Consider the following 18,493-nt stretch of genomic DNA (forward strand, 5'->3'; position numbering starts at 1 on the left):
GCTATTCTACGGCCTCGGCAATGGCGCAGGCACGCTGCGCTGCGGCATTCAAGGCCGGGTCCTGGCCTTGACCGGCGCCCGCACGCCGAGCTGGACCGCGAGCGCGCAGGCGGTGGCGGCCACGAAGGGCAGGCCCGGGCCGCGGCCCGGCAGCAGCAGCGCCAGCACCCCGCAGAACACGGCGAAAGCGACGTAGCCGCCCACCATGCCGCGCAGCAGGGCGACCGCGAAGCCGGGACCGGAGGCGCGGTGCGAGAAGCCCACCAGCACGGTGCTCATCACCGGGAACATGGCGAACAGGCCGCTCAGTTCCGGCCCCAGTCCGCCCGCGGCCTGGGTCACGGCCACGGTGAGCACGGCGCCGGCCAGCATGCGCCAGGGCAGGTCGCGCGCCGGCCTGGCATTCGCAGCGACCGGCGCCGGCGCCTGGCCGATCAGGCGCGGCGCCGCCAGCAGCGCGGCCAGCACCGCGCCGAAGACCAGCCAGATCGGCAGGTGAACGCCTTGCAGCACGGCGACCGCGAGGCCCCAGGCCAGCAGGGCGGCGGCGAGACACCGCGCGACTCCGGCGCCGGGCCTTACGGCACTGCGGGCGTAGACAATGCTGAAGACGACGATGGCCAGCACCGCGAGCAGGGTGTTGGCGGCGGCGACGGCGGCGAAGTCAGTTCCCTGTTCGAGCGCGATCGCCAGCAGGATGGGGCCGGCGACGATGGGAAAGGCCGACAGCCAGCCGGCCACCGAGGGACCCCAGCGGCGGCCGGCGAGGGTGACGAGGGCGATCAGGGAAGGGACGAGCAACAGTTTCAGGACGAAGGGCATGGTTATTATTATCGTGTGGTCGGCGTGGGGGCTTCACGGCAGCATACCGTTGGCATTGGCCGCTTCGGAAGGAATGATCTGCAGCACATCCCAGTGCTCGACGATCTTGCCGTCCGGCGTGAGCCGGAAGATGTCGATGGCGGCATAGTCGTGGTTGCCGGGCCAGTGCTGGTGGCAGTGCAGGACGACCAGCTCGCCTTCGGCGATCACGCGCCGGATGTCGACGCGCTTGCCAGGCCACTCGCGGGCCATGCGCTCGAAATAGGCGATGAAGCCATCGATGCCGTCCGGCACGTGCGGATTGTGCTGGATGTACACGTCGCCGGCATAGCGTTCGATCGCTTCGCGCGGCCGGCAATCGTTGAACATCAGCTCGTAGAAGGCGACGACATTGGCCTTGTTCCTCTCGATATCGCTCATGGGATCTCCAGAAATCGTGGCGCACAAATAAAAACGCCCGCCGGTGAGGGCGGGCGTCGGTGGTCAAGCGACCGTCATGCTCAGAGCACGTCGCTCGCGTGGTCGGCCAGGCGCGAGCGTTCGCCGCGCGCCAGGGTCACGTGGCCGCCGTGGCTCCAGCCCTTGAACCGGTCGACCACATAGGTCAGGCCGCTCGAACCCTCGGTAAGGTAAGGCGTGTCGATCTGCGCGATATTGCCCAGGCACAGGATCTTGGTGCCGGGACCGGCGCGCGTGACCAGGGTCTTCATCTGCTTCGGCGTCAGGTTCTGCGCCTCGTCGATGATCAGGAACTTGTTCACGAAGGTGCGGCCGCGCATGAAGTTGAGCGACTTGATCTTGATGCGCGAGCGGATCAGGTCTTGCGTGGCGGCGCGCCCCCAGTCGCCGGCATCGCCGTCCGACTTCATGAGCACCTCGAGGTTGTCGTCGAAGGCGCCCATCCATGGCGACATCTTCTCTTCTTCGGTACCCGGCAGGAAGCCGATGTCCTCGCCCACTGGCACCGTCACGCGGGTCACGATGATCTCGTTGTAGAGCTTGGTCTCCAGCACTTGCGCCAGGCCGGCCGCCAGCGCCAGCAGGGTCTTGCCCGTGCCGGCCTGGCCCAGCAGGGTGACGAAGTCGACCTCGGGATTCATGAGCAGGTTGAGGGCGAAGTTCTGCTCGCGGTTGCGCGCCGTGATGCCCCAGACGTTGTTCTTGTTGTGGCTGTAGTCGCGCAGGGTCTGCAGCACGGCGGTCTTGCCGTTGATCGACTTGATTTGCGCGTACAGCGGCGACTGGCCATCCTTCGGCTCGAGGAACACGAACTGGTTGACCAGCAAGGTCGGGATCAGCGGACCGGTGACGCGGTAATAGGTCGCCGAGCTGCCGTTCTTGTTTTCCTGCCAGGATTCGACGTCCTTGCCGTGCTTGTCCCAGAAATCGTCCGGCAACTGGACGATGCCCGAGTACAGCAGGTCGGTGTCTTCCAGCACGTGATCGTTGAAGTAATCCTCGGCCGGCAGGCCGATGGCGCGCGCCTTGATGCGCATATTGATGTCTTTCGACACCAGCACGATGGCGCGGCCCGCCATCTGCTGCTCGAGCGCGCGCACGACACCCAGGATCTGGTTGTCGGCCTTGCCGGATGGCAGGCCCTCGGGCAGGGCGGCGCTGTTCAGGCGGGTCTGGAACAAGAGGCGGCCCTTGGCATCCTTGTTGCCCAGCTTGGACAGCGGAATGCCGGACTCGATGGCGTCGTCGTCGACGTTGGCGATCAGGGCGTCGAGCGTGCGCGAGACCTGGCGCGCATTGCGCGCGACTTCGGACATGCCCTTCTTGTGGTTGTCCAGCTCCTCGAGGGTCATCATCGGCAGATAGACGTCGTGCTCTTCGAAGCGGAACAGCGAGGTCGGATCGTGCATCAGCACATTGGTGTCGAGCACGAACACCTTGGTGGTGCCGGAGCGGTCGGCCTTGCGGCTGGTGGACGACTTGATGGTGACTTCGACCGGCTTGTGCTTGGCCGGATGCGGTTGATCGGCGTCGGTCTCGCGCAGCTTGGCCGACACGGGGGCGGCGGCCGGCTTGGCGTTCTTGCCTGGCTTGCGGGCGACAGGGGCGTCGGCCTCGTTGGCGGCAACGGCGGCTGGGGCCACCGCGGCAACTTGTACGGGTGCTGGCGCCTGGGCGGCGGCCAGGGTATCGGAAGCCTTGCGGCGTGCGCGCGATTTCGGCGTCGGCACGGCCTGGCCGCTGATCAGGTCCTCGACGTCGTCGTTGGCCTGGGCCGAGACGGGACGTACCGGCGATTTGCCGGGTTCGGCCTTGGGGTAATCTTTTGCCAGCAGCATGGTCGCTGGCTGGGTAGGCATCTTTGGCAGTGGCATCAGGTTCTCAATCTAAAAAAAGTCTGGATGGCCGTGCGCGCGCTGGCCACGTGGCGCGCTGCCGCACGGAGTCGATGCTACTAACGGGGACGGCGGATGAACCGCCGGAGGGACTGCGAAGAAAAATGTCTGCAGTAAGGCCGAGCCCGGAAACGCTCCGGCCCGGCGGGAAACCAGATTGGAAGAATGTGGATGAATTACGGGTTGACTCAAAATAAAGGATAGCGATCCAGCAGGTTGAACAAACTGGAGCCATCCGTAATTCAGGGCTGGCTCTTCAAAAATTCCAGCACTTCGGTGACGTGATCATTGACTTTCACGCCACGCCATTCTTTCACCAATCGGCCTTGAGCGTCAATGACAAACGTACTGCGCTCGACTCCACGCACTTGTTTGCCATACATATTTTTCATCTTCATGACATTGAATTGCGTGCAGACGGCTTCTTCCGGATCGGAGATCAGTTCGAAGGGCAGGCCCAGCTTGGCCTTGAAGTTCTCGTGCGAGCGCAGCGAATCGCGGCTCAGGCCATAGATCTCGGCGCCCAGCGCCTGGAATTCGGGCCAGGCTTCGCGAAAGGCGATGCTCTCGGTGGTGCAGCCGGGCGTATTGTCCTTGGGGTAGAAGTACAGCACGGTGTACCTGGCGGGACGGCCAAGCAGCTCGAAGGTCTGGCCACCGGTCATCGGGGCGGAAAATGGGGCGATGGTTGCTGGGCTCTCGGCCACGGGCTTCTCCTGGGCAGTGACAGCGCGTTGCGCTGCGAAATTAACCTCCCGGCGCATGGTGGCGGGGAGCGGCACTGGCATGATAATCCGGCCATGCCACCTGCCGCTAGTGCCCGCCTGGCAAGAAACGCACTATTTTCGTGCTTTGGAAAATGTTTCTGCCGATTTAAGATTCGGCTAATGCATCAGGCGCCGATGATCAGGGCCAGCGTGACCTTGCGGCCTTCGCCCATCAGCACGTTATAGGTGCGGCAGGCGGCCTGGTTGTCCATGCTTTCGACGCCGACGTGCATCGCAGACAGGCTGGCCACCAGGCGCGGGTGCACGAAGCGCTGGCGTTCGCCGGTGCCGAGAATGACGACGTCCGGCGCGTCCTTCGCGATCTCCTCGAAGTGGGCGGTGGTGAGTTCGTCGAAGCGGGTCACGTTCCATGGCCGCGGCGCGATCTCCGGGAGCACGGTCAGGCTGTAATTGAAGCGCTCGGCATTGATTTCCACGCCCGAAGCGTCGTAGCCGGTCACGGTCTGGTATTGTTGAGTGTTGTCGGAATGAAGCTTCATGGCGTTTGCTGAAATCCGGTGTGCTGGCAAAGGCCCATTGTAACCGGATCGGCAAGGTTGCCTAAATGGGGCGCTTTCGGCAGAATGGTATTTTTCGCACTGCAACAGAGCACGCTCACACCAGGGGAAATTTTGAGACCGATCGCCAAATCGAACAAGCTCGACGATGTCTGCTACGAAATCCGCGGTCCGGCCCTGGACGTGGCGCGCCAGATGGAAGAAGACGGCCAGAAGATCATCAAGCTCAATATCGGCAACCTCGCCGTGTTCGGCTTCGACGCGCCGGACGAGATCGTCAGCGACATGATCCGCAATATGCACGGGGCGGCCGGCTATACCGATTCCAAGGGCATGTTCGCGCCGCGCAAGGCCGTCATGCACTACACGCAAGAGAAGAACATCGCCGGCGTGGGTATGGACGACATCTACCTGGGCAATGGCGCCTCGGAGCTGATCGTGATGTCGATGCAGGGCTTGCTGAACAACGGCGACGAAGTGCTGGTGCCGGCGCCCGATTACCCGCTGTGGACCGCCGCCGTGAGCCTGGCCGGCGGCGCGCCGATCCACTATGTGTGCGACGAACAGTCCGGCTGGCTGCCCGACATCGAAGACATGCGGCGCAAGATCACGCCGAACACGCGCGCGATCGTCGTCATCAACCCGAACAACCCGACCGGCGCCCTGTATCCACGCGAAGTGCTGCTCGACATCATCGAGCTGGCGCGCCAGCACCAGTTGATCGTCTACGCCGACGAAATCTACGACAAGACCCTGTACGACGGCGCCGAACACGTCTCGATCGCCTCGCTGGCCGACGACGTGCTGTTCGTGACCCTCAACGGCCTGTCGAAGAACTACCGTTCCTGCGGCTACCGCGCCGGCTGGATGGTGGTCTCGGGCGAGAAGCGCCACGCCAAGGGCTATATCGAGGGCCTGAACATGCTGGCCTCGATGCGCCTGTGCGCCAATGCGCCGGGCCAGTTCGCCATCCAGACCGCCCTCGGCGGCCACCAGAGCATCAACGACCTGGTGGGGCCGGGCGGACGCCTCCTGAAACAGCGCGACCTCGCGCATAAATTGCTTACCGATATACCGGGTGTGTCCTGCGTCAAGCCAAAAGCCGCGCTCTACATGTTCCCGCGCCTCGATCCGAAGATGTATCCGATCACGGACGACCAGCAGTTCATCTGCGAACTGCTGTCCGAGGAAAAAGTGCTGCTGGTGCAAGGCACCGGCTTCAACTGGATCGCCCCGGACCATTTCCGGCTGGTGTTCCTGCCCAATTCCGACGACCTGACCGACGCTTGCGGACGCATCGCGCGCTTCCTCGACGGTTACCGACGACGCCACGCTTAAGGCGGGTCGGCCTCCAGACCATCAAGAGAAACAGATTTTATGAAACCGATTCAAGTTGGCCTCCTGGGCATCGGCACCGTGGGTGCCGGTACCTTCAACGTCCTTCAACGCAACCAGGAAGACATCCGCCGCCGCGCCGGACGCGGCATCGAGATTGCGATGATTGCGGCGCGCAATATTGAACGCGCGCGCGAAGTGACCGGCGGTGCGGTCGAGATCGTGGCCGACCCGTTTGAGGTGGTCAACAATCCCGATATCGACATCGTCGTCGAGCTGATCGGCGGCTACGAGCTGCCACGCGAGCTGGTGCTGAAGGCGATCGCCAACGGCAAGCACGTGGTGACGGCCAACAAGGCGCTGCTGGCGCTGCACGGCAACGAGATTTTCGCGGCCGCCCAGGAAAAGGGCGTGATGGTGGCCTTCGAGGCGGCCGTGGCCGGCGGCGTGCCGATCATCAAGGCCCTGCGCGAGGGCCTGACCGCCAACCGCATCGAATCGGTGGCCGGCATCATCAACGGCACCACCAACTTCATCCTGACCGAGATGCGCGAGAAGGGCCTGGATTTTGCGACCGTGCTCAAGCAGGCGCAGGAGCTGGGCTATGCCGAGGCCGATCCGACCTTCGACATCGAAGGCGTTGATGCGGCCCATAAACTGACCATCATGTCGGCGATCGCCTTCGGCATTCCGGTGCAGTTCGACAAGGCCTATGTGGAAGGCATCAGCCAGCTGCAGGCGGCCGACATCCGCTACGCCGAACAGCTCGGCTACCGCATCAAGCTGCTGGGCATCACCCGCCGCACCCACACCGAGTCGGGCGAGGGCGTCGAGCTGCGCGTGCATCCGACCCTGATCCCTGCCTCGCGCCTGATCGCCAATGTCGAGGGCGCGATGAACGCGGTGCTGGTGCAGGCCGATGCGGTTGGCGCTACGCTGTACTACGGCAAGGGCGCCGGATCGGAGCCGACGGCCTCGGCCGTGATCGCCGACCTGGTCGACGTGACCCGCTTGCTCACCGCCGACCCGTACAGCCGCGTGCCGCACCTGGCGTTCCAGCCGAACCAGATGACCGACGTCGCGATCATGCCGATGTCCGAGATCACCAGCAGCTACTACCTGCGCGTGCACGTGCAGGACCAGCTGGGCGTAATGGCCGACCTGACCCGCATCCTGGCCGACGCCGGCATCTCGATCGACGCCGTGCTGCAGAAGGAGCCGGGCGACCAGACCGACATCGACATCATCATGCTGACGCACCAGACGCGCGAAAAGAACATCGACGCGGCGATCGCCAAGATCGAAGGGCTGCCGGCGGTGATCGGCAAGGTGACGCGGATTCGCCTGGAAGCGCTGGGCTGACCACGCTCTACACCGGGCCACTAGCTTTGATACGTCGTTCCCGCCCTCGCCGGGCGCCTTGGCGGGAACCCATTGCGCTTGCTCTGAAACTACGTCAAACGTAGCCGATGAGCATGCTGACTTGGGTTCCCGCCTCCGCGGGAAGTCGTTGCTGCCAGTGGCAGGAACGACGTTTTTAGGCGGGTGGTGAACGCATGGGCCTCACGGCGGCGGCATGCCTTCGTGCGCCAGCAACGTCGCTGGATATGCCTCGAAACGGCGTGGTAATTCCTCGTCATCGTCGAGGAGGGCGGTGGTGAGGAGCAGCAGGTCCTGCTCGATGTGCTCGAACAGCACATTGGCGACGCTGGCGTAGCTGATGAGGAAGTTGGCGGAAGTCATCTGCGGATTCTACCTGCGCTGCATTGCACCAATGTGCCAGATCAAGCCCGATTTGACCGGCTTCAATCGTCAATCGCCCGCATGGCACGGTTTCGGTGCGCACGCTTGCCGCCGGACTCCGTTTGTGTTCGCGCAAGCAGCACTTCGTACTGTAGAGCAAGACCCGTAGTATTAAATGCGGATACGCAAGTAACTATGTGAGAAACAGCGTTTGTTGCGCTGTGCTTGCCGTTGTACATTACGCCTTCCTTCACAGCCGAGCTTTCCAGCATGAGCCAACCGAATCAGTTTTCCCTGCTGACCCAGCGCCGTTTCGGCCCGTTCTTCTGGACCCAGTTCCTGGGCGCCTTCAACGACAATCTGTTCAAGACCGCGCTGCTGGTCGTCATGACCTATGACGCGATCAACTGGACCACGCTCGATCCCTCGCTGCTCAACAACCTGATCCCGGGCCTGTTCATCCTGCCCTATGTCCTGTTCTCGGCCACCTCGGGCCAGATCGCCGACAAGTTCGACAAGGCCAAGCTGGCGCGCATCGTCAAGGTCGCCGAGATCGCGATCATGCTGGTGGCCGGCATAGGCTGGATGACGCACACGCTGTGGCTCCTGATCGCGGCGGTGATCGGCATGGGCATGCATTCGACGCTGTTCGGGCCGGTCAAGTATGCGTATCTGCCGCAAAACCTCAAGCCCGACGAGCTGGTCGGCGGCAATGGCGTGGTCGAGATGGGAACCTTCGTCGGCATCCTGCTGGGTGAAGTGGCCGGCGCGATCCTGGTCGGCTACAAACCGAACGGCATCATGCTGGTGGCCGGTGCGACCTTGCTCTTCGCCGTGTTGGGCCTGGCCGCCGCCTGGCGCATCCCGCCTTCGCCGGCGCCGGCGCCCGAGCTGCGCATCAGCCGCAACTTCATTGCCGAATCGTGGCGCAACCTCGCGTATTCGCGCCAGAACCGCACCGTGTTCCTGTCGATGCTCGGCAATTCCTGGTTCTGGTTCTATGGCGCCTTGTTGCTGGCCCAGTTCCCGGTGTTCTCGAAAGACTACCTGATGGGCGACCACAGCGTGTTCGTACTGCTGTTGACCGTGTTCTCGCTCGGCATTGGTGTCGGCTCGCTGCTGTGCGAACGCCTGTCGGGCCACAAGGTCGAGATCGGCCTGGTGCCGTTCGGCTCGATCGGCCTGTCGGTATTCGGCATCGACCTGTATTTCGCCAGCGAAGCCTTCATTGCCAGCACGACGGCGGTGGACTGGCTCGGCCTGCTGAACCAGCCCGGCGCCTGGCGCATCCTGGGTGACCTGGTGATGATCGGCGTGTTCGGCGGCTTCTTCATCGTGCCGCTGTTCGCCCTGATCCAGACCCGCTGCGACCAGAAGCACGTCTCGCGCACGATCGCCGGCATGAATATCCTGAACGCAATCTTCATGGTCGCGTCGGCCGGCGTGGCGATCCTGCTGCTGGGGCAGGGCTTCAGCATCCCGGAACTGTTCCTGACCACGGCCCTGCTCAATGCGGTGGTGGCGGTGTACATCTTCTCGCTGGTGCCGGAATTCCTGATGCGCTTCCTGGCCTGGCTGCTGATCCACACCGTGTATCGGGTGCGCACCATCGATACGGCGCGTATCCCGAGCGAGGGCCCGGCGGTGCTGGTGTGCAATCACGTCAGCTATGTGGACGCGATCGTGATCAATGCCGCCAGCCCGCGCCCGATCCGCTTCGTGATGGACCATCGCATCTTCAAGACGCCTTTCCTGCGCTGGATTTTTCGCGCCGTGAACGCGATCCCGATCGCGCCGGCCAAGGAAGACCCGTGGACCATGGAAAAGGCGTTCGTGGACATCGCCCACGCGCTGCATGACGGCGAGCTGGTGTGCATTTTCCCGGAAGGGCGCCTGACCTCGACCGGCGAGATGAACGAATTCCGCCATGGCATTACGAAGATCATGGAGCGCAGCAAGGTGCCGGTGATCCCGATGGCGCTGCGCGGCCTGTGGGGCAGCTGGTTCACGCGCGACAAGAGCAACCTGTTCGAGCGCAGGATTTCGCGCGGCATGCGTTCGCAGCTGGCGCTGGCGGTCGGCCAGCCGGTAGCGCCGGAACTGGCGACGCCGGAATACCTGCAGCAGCAGGTGATGGCGTTGCGCGGGGAGTGGAAATAAAGGCTCGCGCGTCTGGTCCAGCGACGATCTTGCACGGTATGGCAAAAACGCAAGTTTTTTTCGCTGGCTCTGATATAATTATCGACTAGTCGGGGCGTAGCGCAGCCTGGTAGCGTACGTGCATGGGGTGCACGGGGTCGGAGGTTCGAATCCTCTCGCCCCGACCAAAGAAATCAATGAGTTGCGGCGGTAGCTGTACACTCAGACAGTACTGGATATTAGATGAACATCTAATATGGATAAAGGGTTGCTCGTCATTCGATGTGCAGCCCTTTTGTCTTTTGAGGTCATGCCATGACGGAAAAGCCGCTGACGCGTCTTGCGATCAATACCAATTACGAGATGTTCGAGAAGCTCCTTTGGGAAGAGAGCCAGCTCAAGCAGACTTGGGGCATCTACGAATCATTCAACTTCATCGTGACTGCTCACCACCTCTATGTAGATTGGATGAAGCCAGACGTTGCTACTCCTGAACAGATTGCGAGAAAGCGATTATTGCCTCAAGGGGCGAAGGATGTTTTCCAGGCCGTGCTGGATATCTCGAATGGTTCCAAGCACTGGAAAATTAGCAATCCAAAGACCCTCGAAAACCAAGTCATTATTCGAGTTCAAGAGCCAGTGATAGGGTGCTGGGAAGCGTGGGCGTCTGATAGTCCCATGGCCTACTTCAGATTTACAAAATACGATATGAGCATGGCGCAGCTCTCGTATGTGGTTGTCCAGTATTTTGATTGGATTTTGAACGGACCCGACTTGGTTGTGCCGGTGGGCTTCCAGGAAGGTTTAGACGCTATGCTCGCCATCGATTAGCGCCTCTTACGCTAGAACCGAACTGACCATTCTTGAACATAGGCCGGCCCTTTGTCGCCCTGTGGCCGCTCCTCGCCCTTGAGCAGCATCCCGGGGCCATGCATCGTGGTCAGCTTGGCTTCGTGCAGCAGCAGCAGCGGCTCGGCCACCTGGCTGTTCGGGTCGGTGATCGTGGCTTGGATGGCGCCGCCCATGCCGTAGACGCGCAGCTCACCCTCGACGGGAATCGCCGAATCGATCTGGCGGTCAGACATGCGCTGACCGCGCTCTCTCAAGCGTTTGACGAGGACTTGCATGGGCCGAGTGTAGCACCGTCGAGCAGGCCGCCCTCCAACGGCTCGCCAAGCAACCGCTTCATCATTGCCTCAGCCGGCGCCGACACCTCGCCGCCAGCGATGATGACCAGGCGCGGCCCGGCGTCCTTGCGCTCCTGGCGAACGGTCAGCACGTGGCCGCCGCCGCCCGGGGTGAGCGCATAGATGTCGAACTCCATCACGGCGCCGCCGCGACGTTCCCGCCGTAGCGAGAGCCGCCGAACAGCTGCACCGCCAGCACCATGGCGGCACGGCGCCAGCGCACCACTCCGCAGGCATCCAGCGCTTCGCCGTACACCAGGTCCGCCAGGTCGCGCGTCACCAGGGCTTTCTCGTAGAGGAAGTCGTGCACTACGGCCGCCTCGTCGCCCACGCCGCCGAACAGCCAGTATGTGAGCGGCGCGCGCGGCACGCTGGCGAAGTCGGTGACGAATCCTTCCGGTACCGTGATGCGCCGGTCCAGCAGTACCGAGTCGAACACCAGCGGCGCCAGCAGGATACGATCGGCGCTGGCCAGGCCCACGCGATCGGTGCGCAAGGTCGACAGGAACCGTGGCTTACCGGCCGGCTGCATTGCGCACCTCGTCGCCAGTGTAGGTGCCGCTGCACTGCAGGGCCAGGTTCGAGCAGCCGGCCAGGGTGAGCAGGGCGGCGAGCAGCAAGATGCGCTTCATGCGATTTCCTTCGGGGTGGCGGAGAGGGGGAGGCCCTTGGTGTAGGCGGTGCGGCCACCCTTGAAATGCGCTGTCAGCACCTCGCGGCGCGGCTGCGCGGCCGACAGACCCAGGTGAACCCAGGTCCCTTCGTAGATCAGCTGGTCGAACACGATGTCGCTTTCAGCGATCCGGCGCGCCAGCTCGACTGGCGTCAGGCCGTTACACGCGAAGTCGGCGGCGAGGCCGCGCATGTGCGCGCTGGTGGTGCTGCCGCCGATGGCCTTATTCAGCGCTGGCGAGCGGTAGCCACTGGAGACGATGACCGGGCGGCCGACCAGCGCGCGAACCTGCTCGAGCGTCTCTGCCAGCCGGGTGAGGTTGCGCGTCTCCTGAATGTTCGGACGGTTGTCGATGCCGCGACGTGCGGCCGTCTGCGAAGCGGTCAGTTCCTGCAGCGTGAAGTGGGGCGTCAGGTGCATGATGTCAGCCTTTCAGGTGGGAGATGATCCAGGTGATGCCGCTGCCCAGGGAGCCGGCGGCGCCGCCGATCAGCATCAGGGTGCGCCAGCCGCCGCGGGCTTCGGCCAGTTGGGCCAGCACCAGGTCGACCTTGCGGTCGAGTTCGGCGTTCGCGGTACGCAGCTCGGCGACGGCCAGCTTGAGGTGGGCGACTTCCACCTGGATGGCGGCGACGTTGATCGCGTTTTGTTGTTCGGTCGTGGTGGTCACGTAGACCCTTTCAGGAAATGAAAAGGCCACCCTGAGGTGGCCTATAATTGTTGAAACTACATGGGGAGCCGAATGCACTACGATCCGATCCAGCTGGGCGCGGCACTCGCGTTCATCATCAATGCCTGGCTAGCGTCCCGGCGTAAGTAGCCGGCGCCGCCGTTCCTCCTCCGTTTCTCCGCCCATGAACGCCGCCGGCGACAGCAGCAGCCCGCCTTGGCCGGCCGGTACCGCCTGACGGGGCCCGGTCAGGGTGCGTGGCACGTCCAGGGCGCGGCCCGACTGGAAGCCCACCTGGATGTTCTGCAGCGGGTCGCCGATCGCGGCCTGACCGAAGGGAATCTTCGACAGCACTGACTGGCTCAGGATCCGCTCCGCAAGGCCGCCCAGCGCGCCGGCCGTGTTCGAGTTGTTCACCGCAGCGCCGGACGGTTGGAACTGCTCGTACCGCGACACGCGGCCCAGGGCCTTCAACTGGATGATTTCGTCCGGCTTGAAGAACAGGCGCAGCTTCCGTTCGCCGATCTGGTCGAGCGCCTTCGTGTAGGCGGCGCCGCTGAAGTTGCCTACCTCGTCGACCTGGCCGTTCAGTGCGCGCGCCTTCAGGAACCCGGTAATCTGCTCGCGCACCGCGTTCATGGCGTCCGGGCTGCCCTTGATCGAGCTCTTGAGCTGCGCCACGTCCATGAAGTTCGATTTGCTGCCGGCGCCGACGATGAACTGTTGCACGAACTTGTCGGGCTCGACGCCATCGCGCACGGCCTGCAGCGCCGGCGTGCGCTCGACGATCTGCATGTACGACCGATTGAACCGGCGTGCCTTGTTGAAGGCGTCGATCGCTTCCTGGCCCAGGTTCTGCTGTTGAGGCTGCGCAGGGCCAAGGCCGCCCGTCACGGTCATCTGGCCACCGCCGAACGTTGGCGCGGGGCCACGGCCGACCAGCGGCGTCTCGTCCAGGGCCTGGCGCACCGCGCCGAGGGCGAATCGCACGTTGCCGTTCGAGCTGCTGCGCTGCAGCCGACCAATCGAGGTCTTGAACTGCTCCGCGATCTCCACGGTCAGTGGGATGCCGCCGGGCTCGCCGGGCATCGCGAACGCGTTCAGCTTGTTCCGGATGTCGGGCGTCAGGAAGCTTTCCACGTTCGCCTCATGCAGCAGGTCGGCGGCGCGGTTCGTGAACGCCACGTGGTCCAGGGTTGCGCTGCGGCCGGCGCTGTCGCGCGCGCGATCATACAGACCGCCAATGATCTTCTGCGCCCGCGCATCCCTCGCGGCCAGCGCATCGATCACCCGCGCTCCACCGGTGTAAGCGTCGTCGGCCGAGTCGGCGCCCAGGTTGTTCAGCCCCTGCTTGAGGAGCTGGTTGTTGCGGTTCTCGGTCTGCCCCAGGAACTGCGCCGTGGTGTCCTTACTGTTCACGCCCAGCTTCGCCAGGTTCCTCTGCTGGGTGACCACAGCCGGGTCGAGCGTCAGGCCGGCGGCCGTCGGCGTCAGCCCGGTCAGGCGGTAGTCGGCCAGGCGACGGATTGCGTCGGGCGAGACCTGGTCGCTGGTGCGGAACGCCGCGGCGACGTCGTTGCGGATGCTCTGCGCCACCTGGCGCGGCAGCTCCTCCAGCGTGATGCCAGAATCCTGCAGGGCGTTGTTGATCGTGATGTTGATCTGCTGGGCCTGCTCGGGCGTCGGCGCCGCCGGCCGGGTGTGCCGAGCCACGGCCGCAGCTGCGCGCTGTGCGCCACCGATCGCCGCCGGCGCCGCCACACCAGCCGCCAGCGATGCGACGAGCTGGGCGCCATCGCCGCCGCCAGTCTCCCGCGTGTAGCCGCCGGCCAGGCCTGCGGCGCCGGCCGAGGCCAGCTGCTGTCCAGAGTTCGACGCCAGCAGGCGCGCCACCGCCTGCGGCACGCCCGAGGTGGCTTCTACCGCCTTGGCCGCGCTGCCCAGCATGCCGGCACCGCCGGCGACAAGCCGCGAGGCGTCGCCAACGATGCGCTCGGTCGACGTGCGCGGCTGCGGTAGGCCGACCAGGTCAGCGACTGCCGCGCCGGTGCGCGCCGTCGGCTTGTTGCCCAGGATAGGGCTGGCCAACGTGCGCAGCGGGTTGCCAACGAAGGAATCGAAGGCATCGCCAACACCTTCCAGCGCGTGGCGTGCGGTCAGTCCGACCTGGCGCGGGACGTCGGCCAGCGCATCGCCCAGGTCTTCGCCAAATGGCTTGCTGCGCGCTGGCGCTGCGCTTTTTCGCTGGCCGAGCTGCGCCGCGATGGCCTGCTGGGCCTGTTCGGGCGTGGTCCCTTCCGGAACCTCGAACCGAGCGATCCGACCATCTGGCATCTCAAAACGTGCGATTGGCATTATTCAAATCCCAGGAATTTGACACCGCCACCCGCGCCGTTGCCGGCGTTATTGGAGGTATCGTATTTTTCGTACAGCCGGCGCACCGTCTTCAGCGCCGCCTTCTTGGTCGAGTTCGGAACGGTCGGGTCGCCGATCTGCGCCGCCATCTGGCGGTACAAGGCGACGTCCATATTCGACTGCGGCCCTTCCATGCGCGGCTGCGCCATCATGAGATTGCCCTCAAGGACGCGCAGCTGCGCCGTGGTTTCAGCGCCGTCAGTGGCCACCCCGAATACGCGCGCAATCTGGTCGATGCCGGCGCCGCCGTAGGACCCGGTCGCTCCGTCGACGAGCTTTTCAGCCTGATCGATCAGCGGGATCAGATTGCGTCCAGCAGCCGCTTTCTTCGCCTCGTTCTCGCCCGGAACTGCCTGACCATTCATCGTCACCCGGCGCGCCTGGCCGGTACCACGGTCGACCAGCATCGGGCCTTGGGTCGGATCGTTCACCAGCTGCGTGCGCTGGCCCATTCGATTGACGTCGTTGGCCTCGCGTGCGCGCTGGTCGGTCATGTTCTGGCCCCGCTGCTGCGTCCAGGACGACAGTTGCGCATCCGGTGACACCGAGTTATCCAGCGAGCTGACCAGGTTTCCGGTGTAGTCGTCCACGAAGCCGGTTTTGCCGCCCAGGTTCACGCTCGACAGCTTCTCGCGCGGCTTCACGCCGTCGAGCTTGCGAATGGTGCCGTCTTTCGCCACCAGGTACTGGAACACGTTCCCCATCTCGTCGGTCGCGACCTGCGGCTTGGTGTCGAACTCAGGCCCCGACTTGGCCAACGATCGCTTGATCTCCAGCGCGCGAAGCGGGTTGATCTGCATCATCGCGGCGACATAGGCATCCGGGTCGAACTCGCTCTTGAATTCGCCAATGCGCGCAGCGTTCTCCTGCGTCGGCCCGCCGGGCAGGGAAGCGGCCTGCTGGCCAGGTGTCCGGATAGCGCTGTGCGCGGCGGCCAGCTCCTGCTCTTGCATGGCGCGTGCGCGCTCCTGGGCGGCCAGGTCGGCTTCGGCGCCACGGAACTGCAGGTCGCGTGCGCGCGCCAACTGCGTGGCTTCCTGGCCAGCCTGCAGCCCGCCGCCGAGGATCTGGCCAAGGCTGGTCGGACGGAACGACGGGCCCGAGGCCTGGAGAATCTGCGCCGTCGCGGCGAGCAGGCCTTGGGCCTGCGGGCTGCCGCCGAATATATCGAGTAGTCCTGCCATATCGGTTCCTTAGAAGCCGGCGCCGATGGTGCCTGGGCCGAAGAGAGAAGAAAAGCCACCGCTGCCGAACAGGCCGCCCAACTGGCCGCCCATCATGGCGCCACCCAGCGCGTTACCAACCGAGTTGCTGTACACCGGTTGGCTGCTGCTGCTCGAGCTGTTCGCGCCGAGGTACGGCGCCAGCAGCGAGTTCACACCCTGCGCGCGGCCCAGGCCCCAGTTATCGTTAGCGTTCACCTGGTTCGATGCGTTGCCGAGCAGGCCAGAAAGCAGGCCGGCGCCGGCGAGGCCTGCGCTCGTATTCTGGCCGTTCGTCGCGAGCTGGGCTTGTTGGTTGGCCAGCCCGGCCTGTTGTTGCAGACCTGCGTTGAACTGGTTGTTTTGCTGAGCCATGCTCGCATTCGTCTTGCTTGCGTCGAACGAGTTTTGAACGTTCTGCATCTGCGCCTGTTGGGCGTACGCGGCCTCCTGCTGCGCCACGCCGTACTGCTGCGCGCCCAGGCCTTGCGTGGCGGCGAGCTGACGATTGCGGTCGGAGTCGTAGGCGCCGGTCTGCGCCGCTACGGCCGCATCGGTGTTGTTCTGGCCGAACTGCGAAGCGGCGCGCGCCAGGTTGGTGTTCATGCTGTCGATCGCCTTACCCTCGGCGATGCCCTGGCGCGAACCGCCGAACTGGCCAGCCAGCACCGAGTTGCCGCGAATGCTGCCCAGCACGTCCTGGGTGGCCGCCTTGGCATCCGTCACCATGTTGCCGAAAGCGTTCGACGACTGGTTGATTCCTTTCTGGATGGCGCCGGTGAGGTACGGGTTTGCACCGGGCGCACCGTTAATGAGGCTGTTGTACGAAGCCGAGAGGTCGATGTTGTTCTGGCTCGGCGCATTCACCTTCTCGCCCACCGCATAGGCAGGAAGCGAAGCATATCCGCCGGCGGCACTGGCCGCGTTCATCGTCGGTGCAGTATTGCCTTGCATGGCCTGGTACGCGGCCCCACGCGTGGCGGCCAAGTCGGCGGCACCGTTGTTGTTGAGGTACTGCGCGTTGGCGTTCGCAAAGCCGGTCGCGGCATCGGAGCGCGGCTGGCTCATGAAGCCCTGGTACTGCGAGAGCAAGCCTTTGTTGTCGCCACCGTTCCCGAACAGCATCTGCTCGATACGCGGGTTGAGCTGTTGCTGCTGGGTGGTGGTGTGCGACTTTGGCTGGCCACTGCCGCTCGCCAGGCCGCCGAGCGCGCCACCGATGGCGCCGCCGACCGGACCGCCGATGATGGTGCCGGCGATGGGCGCGGCGATGCCCACGAGGTCTTTCAAGAAGCCCATGATGTTCCTTTCGAAGGGTGAGGTGGCTGGGTCTCAGCCGAGGTAATTCCAGGTGTTGTTTCCGTACCGGTACAGGCCTGCGCCGCTGCCGGGGTCCCACTGGACGCCGTCGGCGTTGCGCAGCATCCCGTCGCGCGGCTTCGCCGGCGGCGCGTAGACCACCGGCAGGAAGCCGTCGGCCAGCGCGTCGATTGCCGCCTTCCACTTCAGCTGCTCCTCGCGCAGGAAGCGCTGCAGCTGCGCCGGATCGGCCGGCGGGTCGCCGGGCTGGTAGCTGATTGCGTTTGTGCTTGTCGGGCGCATCTAGAATTCTCCAGCGTCATCTACCAGAAGGGCGAAACCGTCCAGCTTCCAGCTGAAGGCAGTACCGGTCTCGAATCGGATAGCCAGGTATCGGCCCGACACGAAGCGGTCGAGCTTCAGGCTGGTGCCGATCGTGAACGTGACCGGCGGGGCCCAGCGCGGTTCGTCGTCGGGCCCATCAGCGGCGCCCACCCGCACGATCACCGTGCCGCCGCGGTTGCCGGTGATGCGCGGCCGCACGCCCGAGACGATCTTGATGCGCTCCGGCGCGCCGAAGGACAGCCCGCGGCGCTCAAGGTAGGCGTCCGGCAGCGCTCCATCGAACGACGTCGACGCGTCGAGCAGGAACAGCTTCGTGTCGGCGCTGCCCATCATCACGCGCGCGGTATCCGGAGTGAAGTCGGGGCCGTTCCACGCGGTCAGGTCGGTGTCCCAAGGGGCGTCGTCCTGGTTCCAGTTGCCCGCCAGCGAGTTGTCTACCGGGCCGTAGGCCGCGTGCGTCACGTTGGGCAGGCTGCGGAAGCTGACGGTGCCGTCGACGTAGTTGTAGACCAGCGCCGTATCGCACCAGGTGGCGCCGATCGAGGGATAGGCCACCAGGATCTCGTTCAGGAACGGGTTCTTGAAGACGAACACCTTGTCTTGGTGCGCGACGTCGATGTCCTGGAAGAAGAAGCGGCGCGCCTTCTTGTCCAGCACCGACCGGGCCGAGAAACCGTCGTGCTGCACGATGTCCGAGCCGGTCACGGCGAAGTGCATGGCGCCGAAGCCGGCCTCGAACTCCACCGCGCAATTCATGTTCAACAGCCCGCTCATGCCCGACACCTTGCGCGGCTTCAGGATGAACTGGCCGCCGATATAGTCGATCGCGTAGGTGCTGGCCTCCTTGTAGACGATGAAGCTATCCTTCAGGCCCAGGCCGTCGACGATCGGGTCTTGGCCCTCGGCCAGGTCGAACTCGCCCGCGTCCTGGGTAAAATCGCCTTCGTTCCAGGTGGTGGGCAGCGAGCCGGCCACCGCCAGGCTCGACCACTTCACCATGTAGTCGAGGCGCGCGCCGCCGCGG

Annotated in this window: 20 protein-coding genes and 1 tRNA gene; 5 read left to right on the top strand and 16 right to left on the bottom strand. The window is 64.5% G+C overall.

What is annotated here, in order from left to right:
• Positions 1–48: 48 nt before the first annotated feature.
• The 5 genes from J3U95_RS20835 to J3U95_RS20855 all read right to left on the bottom strand — a co-directional run bounded on the left by J3U95_RS20835 (position 49) and on the right by J3U95_RS20855 (position 4,443).
• The gene (locus tag J3U95_RS20835; RefSeq protein ID WP_208280565.1) at positions 49–822 is read right to left on the bottom strand and encodes a hypothetical protein; all 774 of its coding nucleotides are present in this window, start codon (positions 820–822) and stop codon (positions 49–51) included.
• A 33-nt stretch (positions 823–855) separates the two neighbouring features.
• Positions 856–1,242: a nuclear transport factor 2 family protein gene (locus tag J3U95_RS20840; protein WP_208280566.1), complete on the bottom strand. Its 387-nt coding sequence runs from the start codon at positions 1,240–1,242 to the stop codon at positions 856–858.
• 80 nt (positions 1,243–1,322) lie between these two features.
• Positions 1,323–3,155 (bottom strand): PhoH family protein, encoded by a 1,833-nt coding sequence (locus J3U95_RS20845; RefSeq protein ID WP_208280567.1) that lies wholly within the window; start codon positions 3,153–3,155, stop codon positions 1,323–1,325.
• A gap of 263 nt (positions 3,156–3,418) precedes the next feature.
• A complete protein-coding gene (locus J3U95_RS20850; protein WP_313168825.1) occupies positions 3,419–3,883 on the bottom strand; it encodes a peroxiredoxin in 465 nt (154 codons plus the stop codon).
• A 185-nt stretch (positions 3,884–4,068) separates the two neighbouring features.
• Positions 4,069–4,443, bottom strand: a complete 375-nt coding sequence (locus J3U95_RS20855; RefSeq protein WP_208280568.1) for an Mth938-like domain-containing protein — start codon at positions 4,441–4,443, stop codon at positions 4,069–4,071.
• Positions 4,444–4,575: 132 nt separating this feature from the next.
• Between J3U95_RS20855 and J3U95_RS20860 the strand changes: the two genes are divergently transcribed.
• Positions 4,576–5,799 carry a pyridoxal phosphate-dependent aminotransferase gene (locus tag J3U95_RS20860; protein WP_208280569.1) on the top strand — a complete coding sequence of 408 codons (1,224 nt, stop codon included), beginning with the start codon at positions 4,576–4,578 and terminating at the stop codon, positions 5,797–5,799.
• 39 nt (positions 5,800–5,838) lie between these two features.
• Entirely contained in the window at positions 5,839–7,158 is a 1,320-nt protein-coding gene (locus J3U95_RS20865; protein WP_208280570.1) for a homoserine dehydrogenase, read from the top strand.
• Between the two features lie 201 nt (positions 7,159–7,359).
• Here J3U95_RS20865 and J3U95_RS20870 read toward each other — a convergent pair whose 3' ends face one another.
• Entirely contained in the window at positions 7,360–7,539 is a 180-nt protein-coding gene (locus J3U95_RS20870) for a hypothetical protein (protein WP_208280571.1), read from the bottom strand.
• A gap of 270 nt (positions 7,540–7,809) precedes the next feature.
• Here J3U95_RS20870 and J3U95_RS20875 point away from each other — a divergent pair, with 270 nt between their 5' ends.
• From J3U95_RS20875 to J3U95_RS20885, 3 genes are all read left to right on the top strand, one after another.
• On the top strand, positions 7,810–9,699 hold the full coding sequence (locus J3U95_RS20875; protein WP_208280572.1) for an MFS transporter: 1,890 nt from the start codon (positions 7,810–7,812) through the stop codon (positions 9,697–9,699).
• A 90-nt stretch (positions 9,700–9,789) separates the two neighbouring features.
• Positions 9,790–9,866: transfer RNA gene (locus tag J3U95_RS20880), tRNA-Pro, on the top strand.
• Positions 9,867–9,993: 127 nt separating this feature from the next.
• On the top strand, positions 9,994–10,509 hold the full coding sequence (locus J3U95_RS20885; protein ID WP_208280573.1) for a hypothetical protein: 516 nt from the start codon (positions 9,994–9,996) through the stop codon (positions 10,507–10,509).
• Between the two features lie 11 nt (positions 10,510–10,520).
• Here J3U95_RS20885 and J3U95_RS20890 read toward each other — a convergent pair whose 3' ends face one another.
• From J3U95_RS20890 to J3U95_RS20935, 10 genes are all read right to left on the bottom strand, one after another.
• Positions 10,521–10,763, bottom strand: coding sequence for a hypothetical protein (locus J3U95_RS20890; protein ID WP_208280574.1), 243 nt, complete (start codon positions 10,761–10,763; stop codon positions 10,521–10,523).
• A 17-nt stretch (positions 10,764–10,780) separates the two neighbouring features.
• On the bottom strand, positions 10,781–11,005 hold the full coding sequence (locus J3U95_RS20895; RefSeq protein ID WP_208280575.1) for a hypothetical protein: 225 nt from the start codon (positions 11,003–11,005) through the stop codon (positions 10,781–10,783).
• A complete protein-coding gene (locus J3U95_RS20900; RefSeq protein ID WP_208280576.1) occupies positions 11,002–11,397 on the bottom strand; it encodes a DUF1353 domain-containing protein in 396 nt (131 codons plus the stop codon). The genes J3U95_RS20895 and J3U95_RS20900 overlap by 4 nt, the downstream gene beginning before the upstream one ends.
• 96 nt (positions 11,398–11,493) lie before the next feature.
• Entirely contained in the window at positions 11,494–11,958 is a 465-nt protein-coding gene (locus tag J3U95_RS20905) for a D-Ala-D-Ala carboxypeptidase family metallohydrolase (RefSeq protein ID WP_208280577.1), read from the bottom strand.
• A 4-nt stretch (positions 11,959–11,962) separates the two neighbouring features.
• Complete coding sequence (locus J3U95_RS20910) at positions 11,963–12,208, bottom strand: hypothetical protein (protein WP_208280578.1); 246 nt, start codon at positions 12,206–12,208, stop codon at positions 11,963–11,965.
• Positions 12,209–12,337: 129 nt separating this feature from the next.
• Positions 12,338–14,542: a hypothetical protein gene (locus J3U95_RS20915; RefSeq protein ID WP_208280579.1), complete on the bottom strand. Its 2,205-nt coding sequence runs from the start codon at positions 14,540–14,542 to the stop codon at positions 12,338–12,340.
• Between the two features lie 20 nt (positions 14,543–14,562).
• Positions 14,563–15,807, bottom strand: coding sequence for a hypothetical protein (locus J3U95_RS20920; protein WP_208280580.1), 1,245 nt, complete (start codon positions 15,805–15,807; stop codon positions 14,563–14,565).
• A 9-nt stretch (positions 15,808–15,816) separates the two neighbouring features.
• Positions 15,817–17,124 (bottom strand): hypothetical protein, encoded by a 1,308-nt coding sequence (locus J3U95_RS20925; RefSeq protein ID WP_208280581.1) that lies wholly within the window; start codon positions 17,122–17,124, stop codon positions 15,817–15,819.
• A 33-nt stretch (positions 17,125–17,157) separates the two neighbouring features.
• A complete protein-coding gene (locus J3U95_RS20930) occupies positions 17,158–17,427 on the bottom strand; it encodes a hypothetical protein (RefSeq protein ID WP_208280582.1) in 270 nt (89 codons plus the stop codon).
• Positions 17,428–18,493: hypothetical protein (locus tag J3U95_RS20935; protein ID WP_208280583.1), on the bottom strand; the 1,066-nt coding region annotated here is incomplete at its 5' end.

The organism is Massilia oculi (assembly GCF_017582745.1).
Classification (GTDB): Bacteria; Pseudomonadota; Gammaproteobacteria; order Burkholderiales; family Burkholderiaceae_D; genus Telluria; species Telluria oculi_A.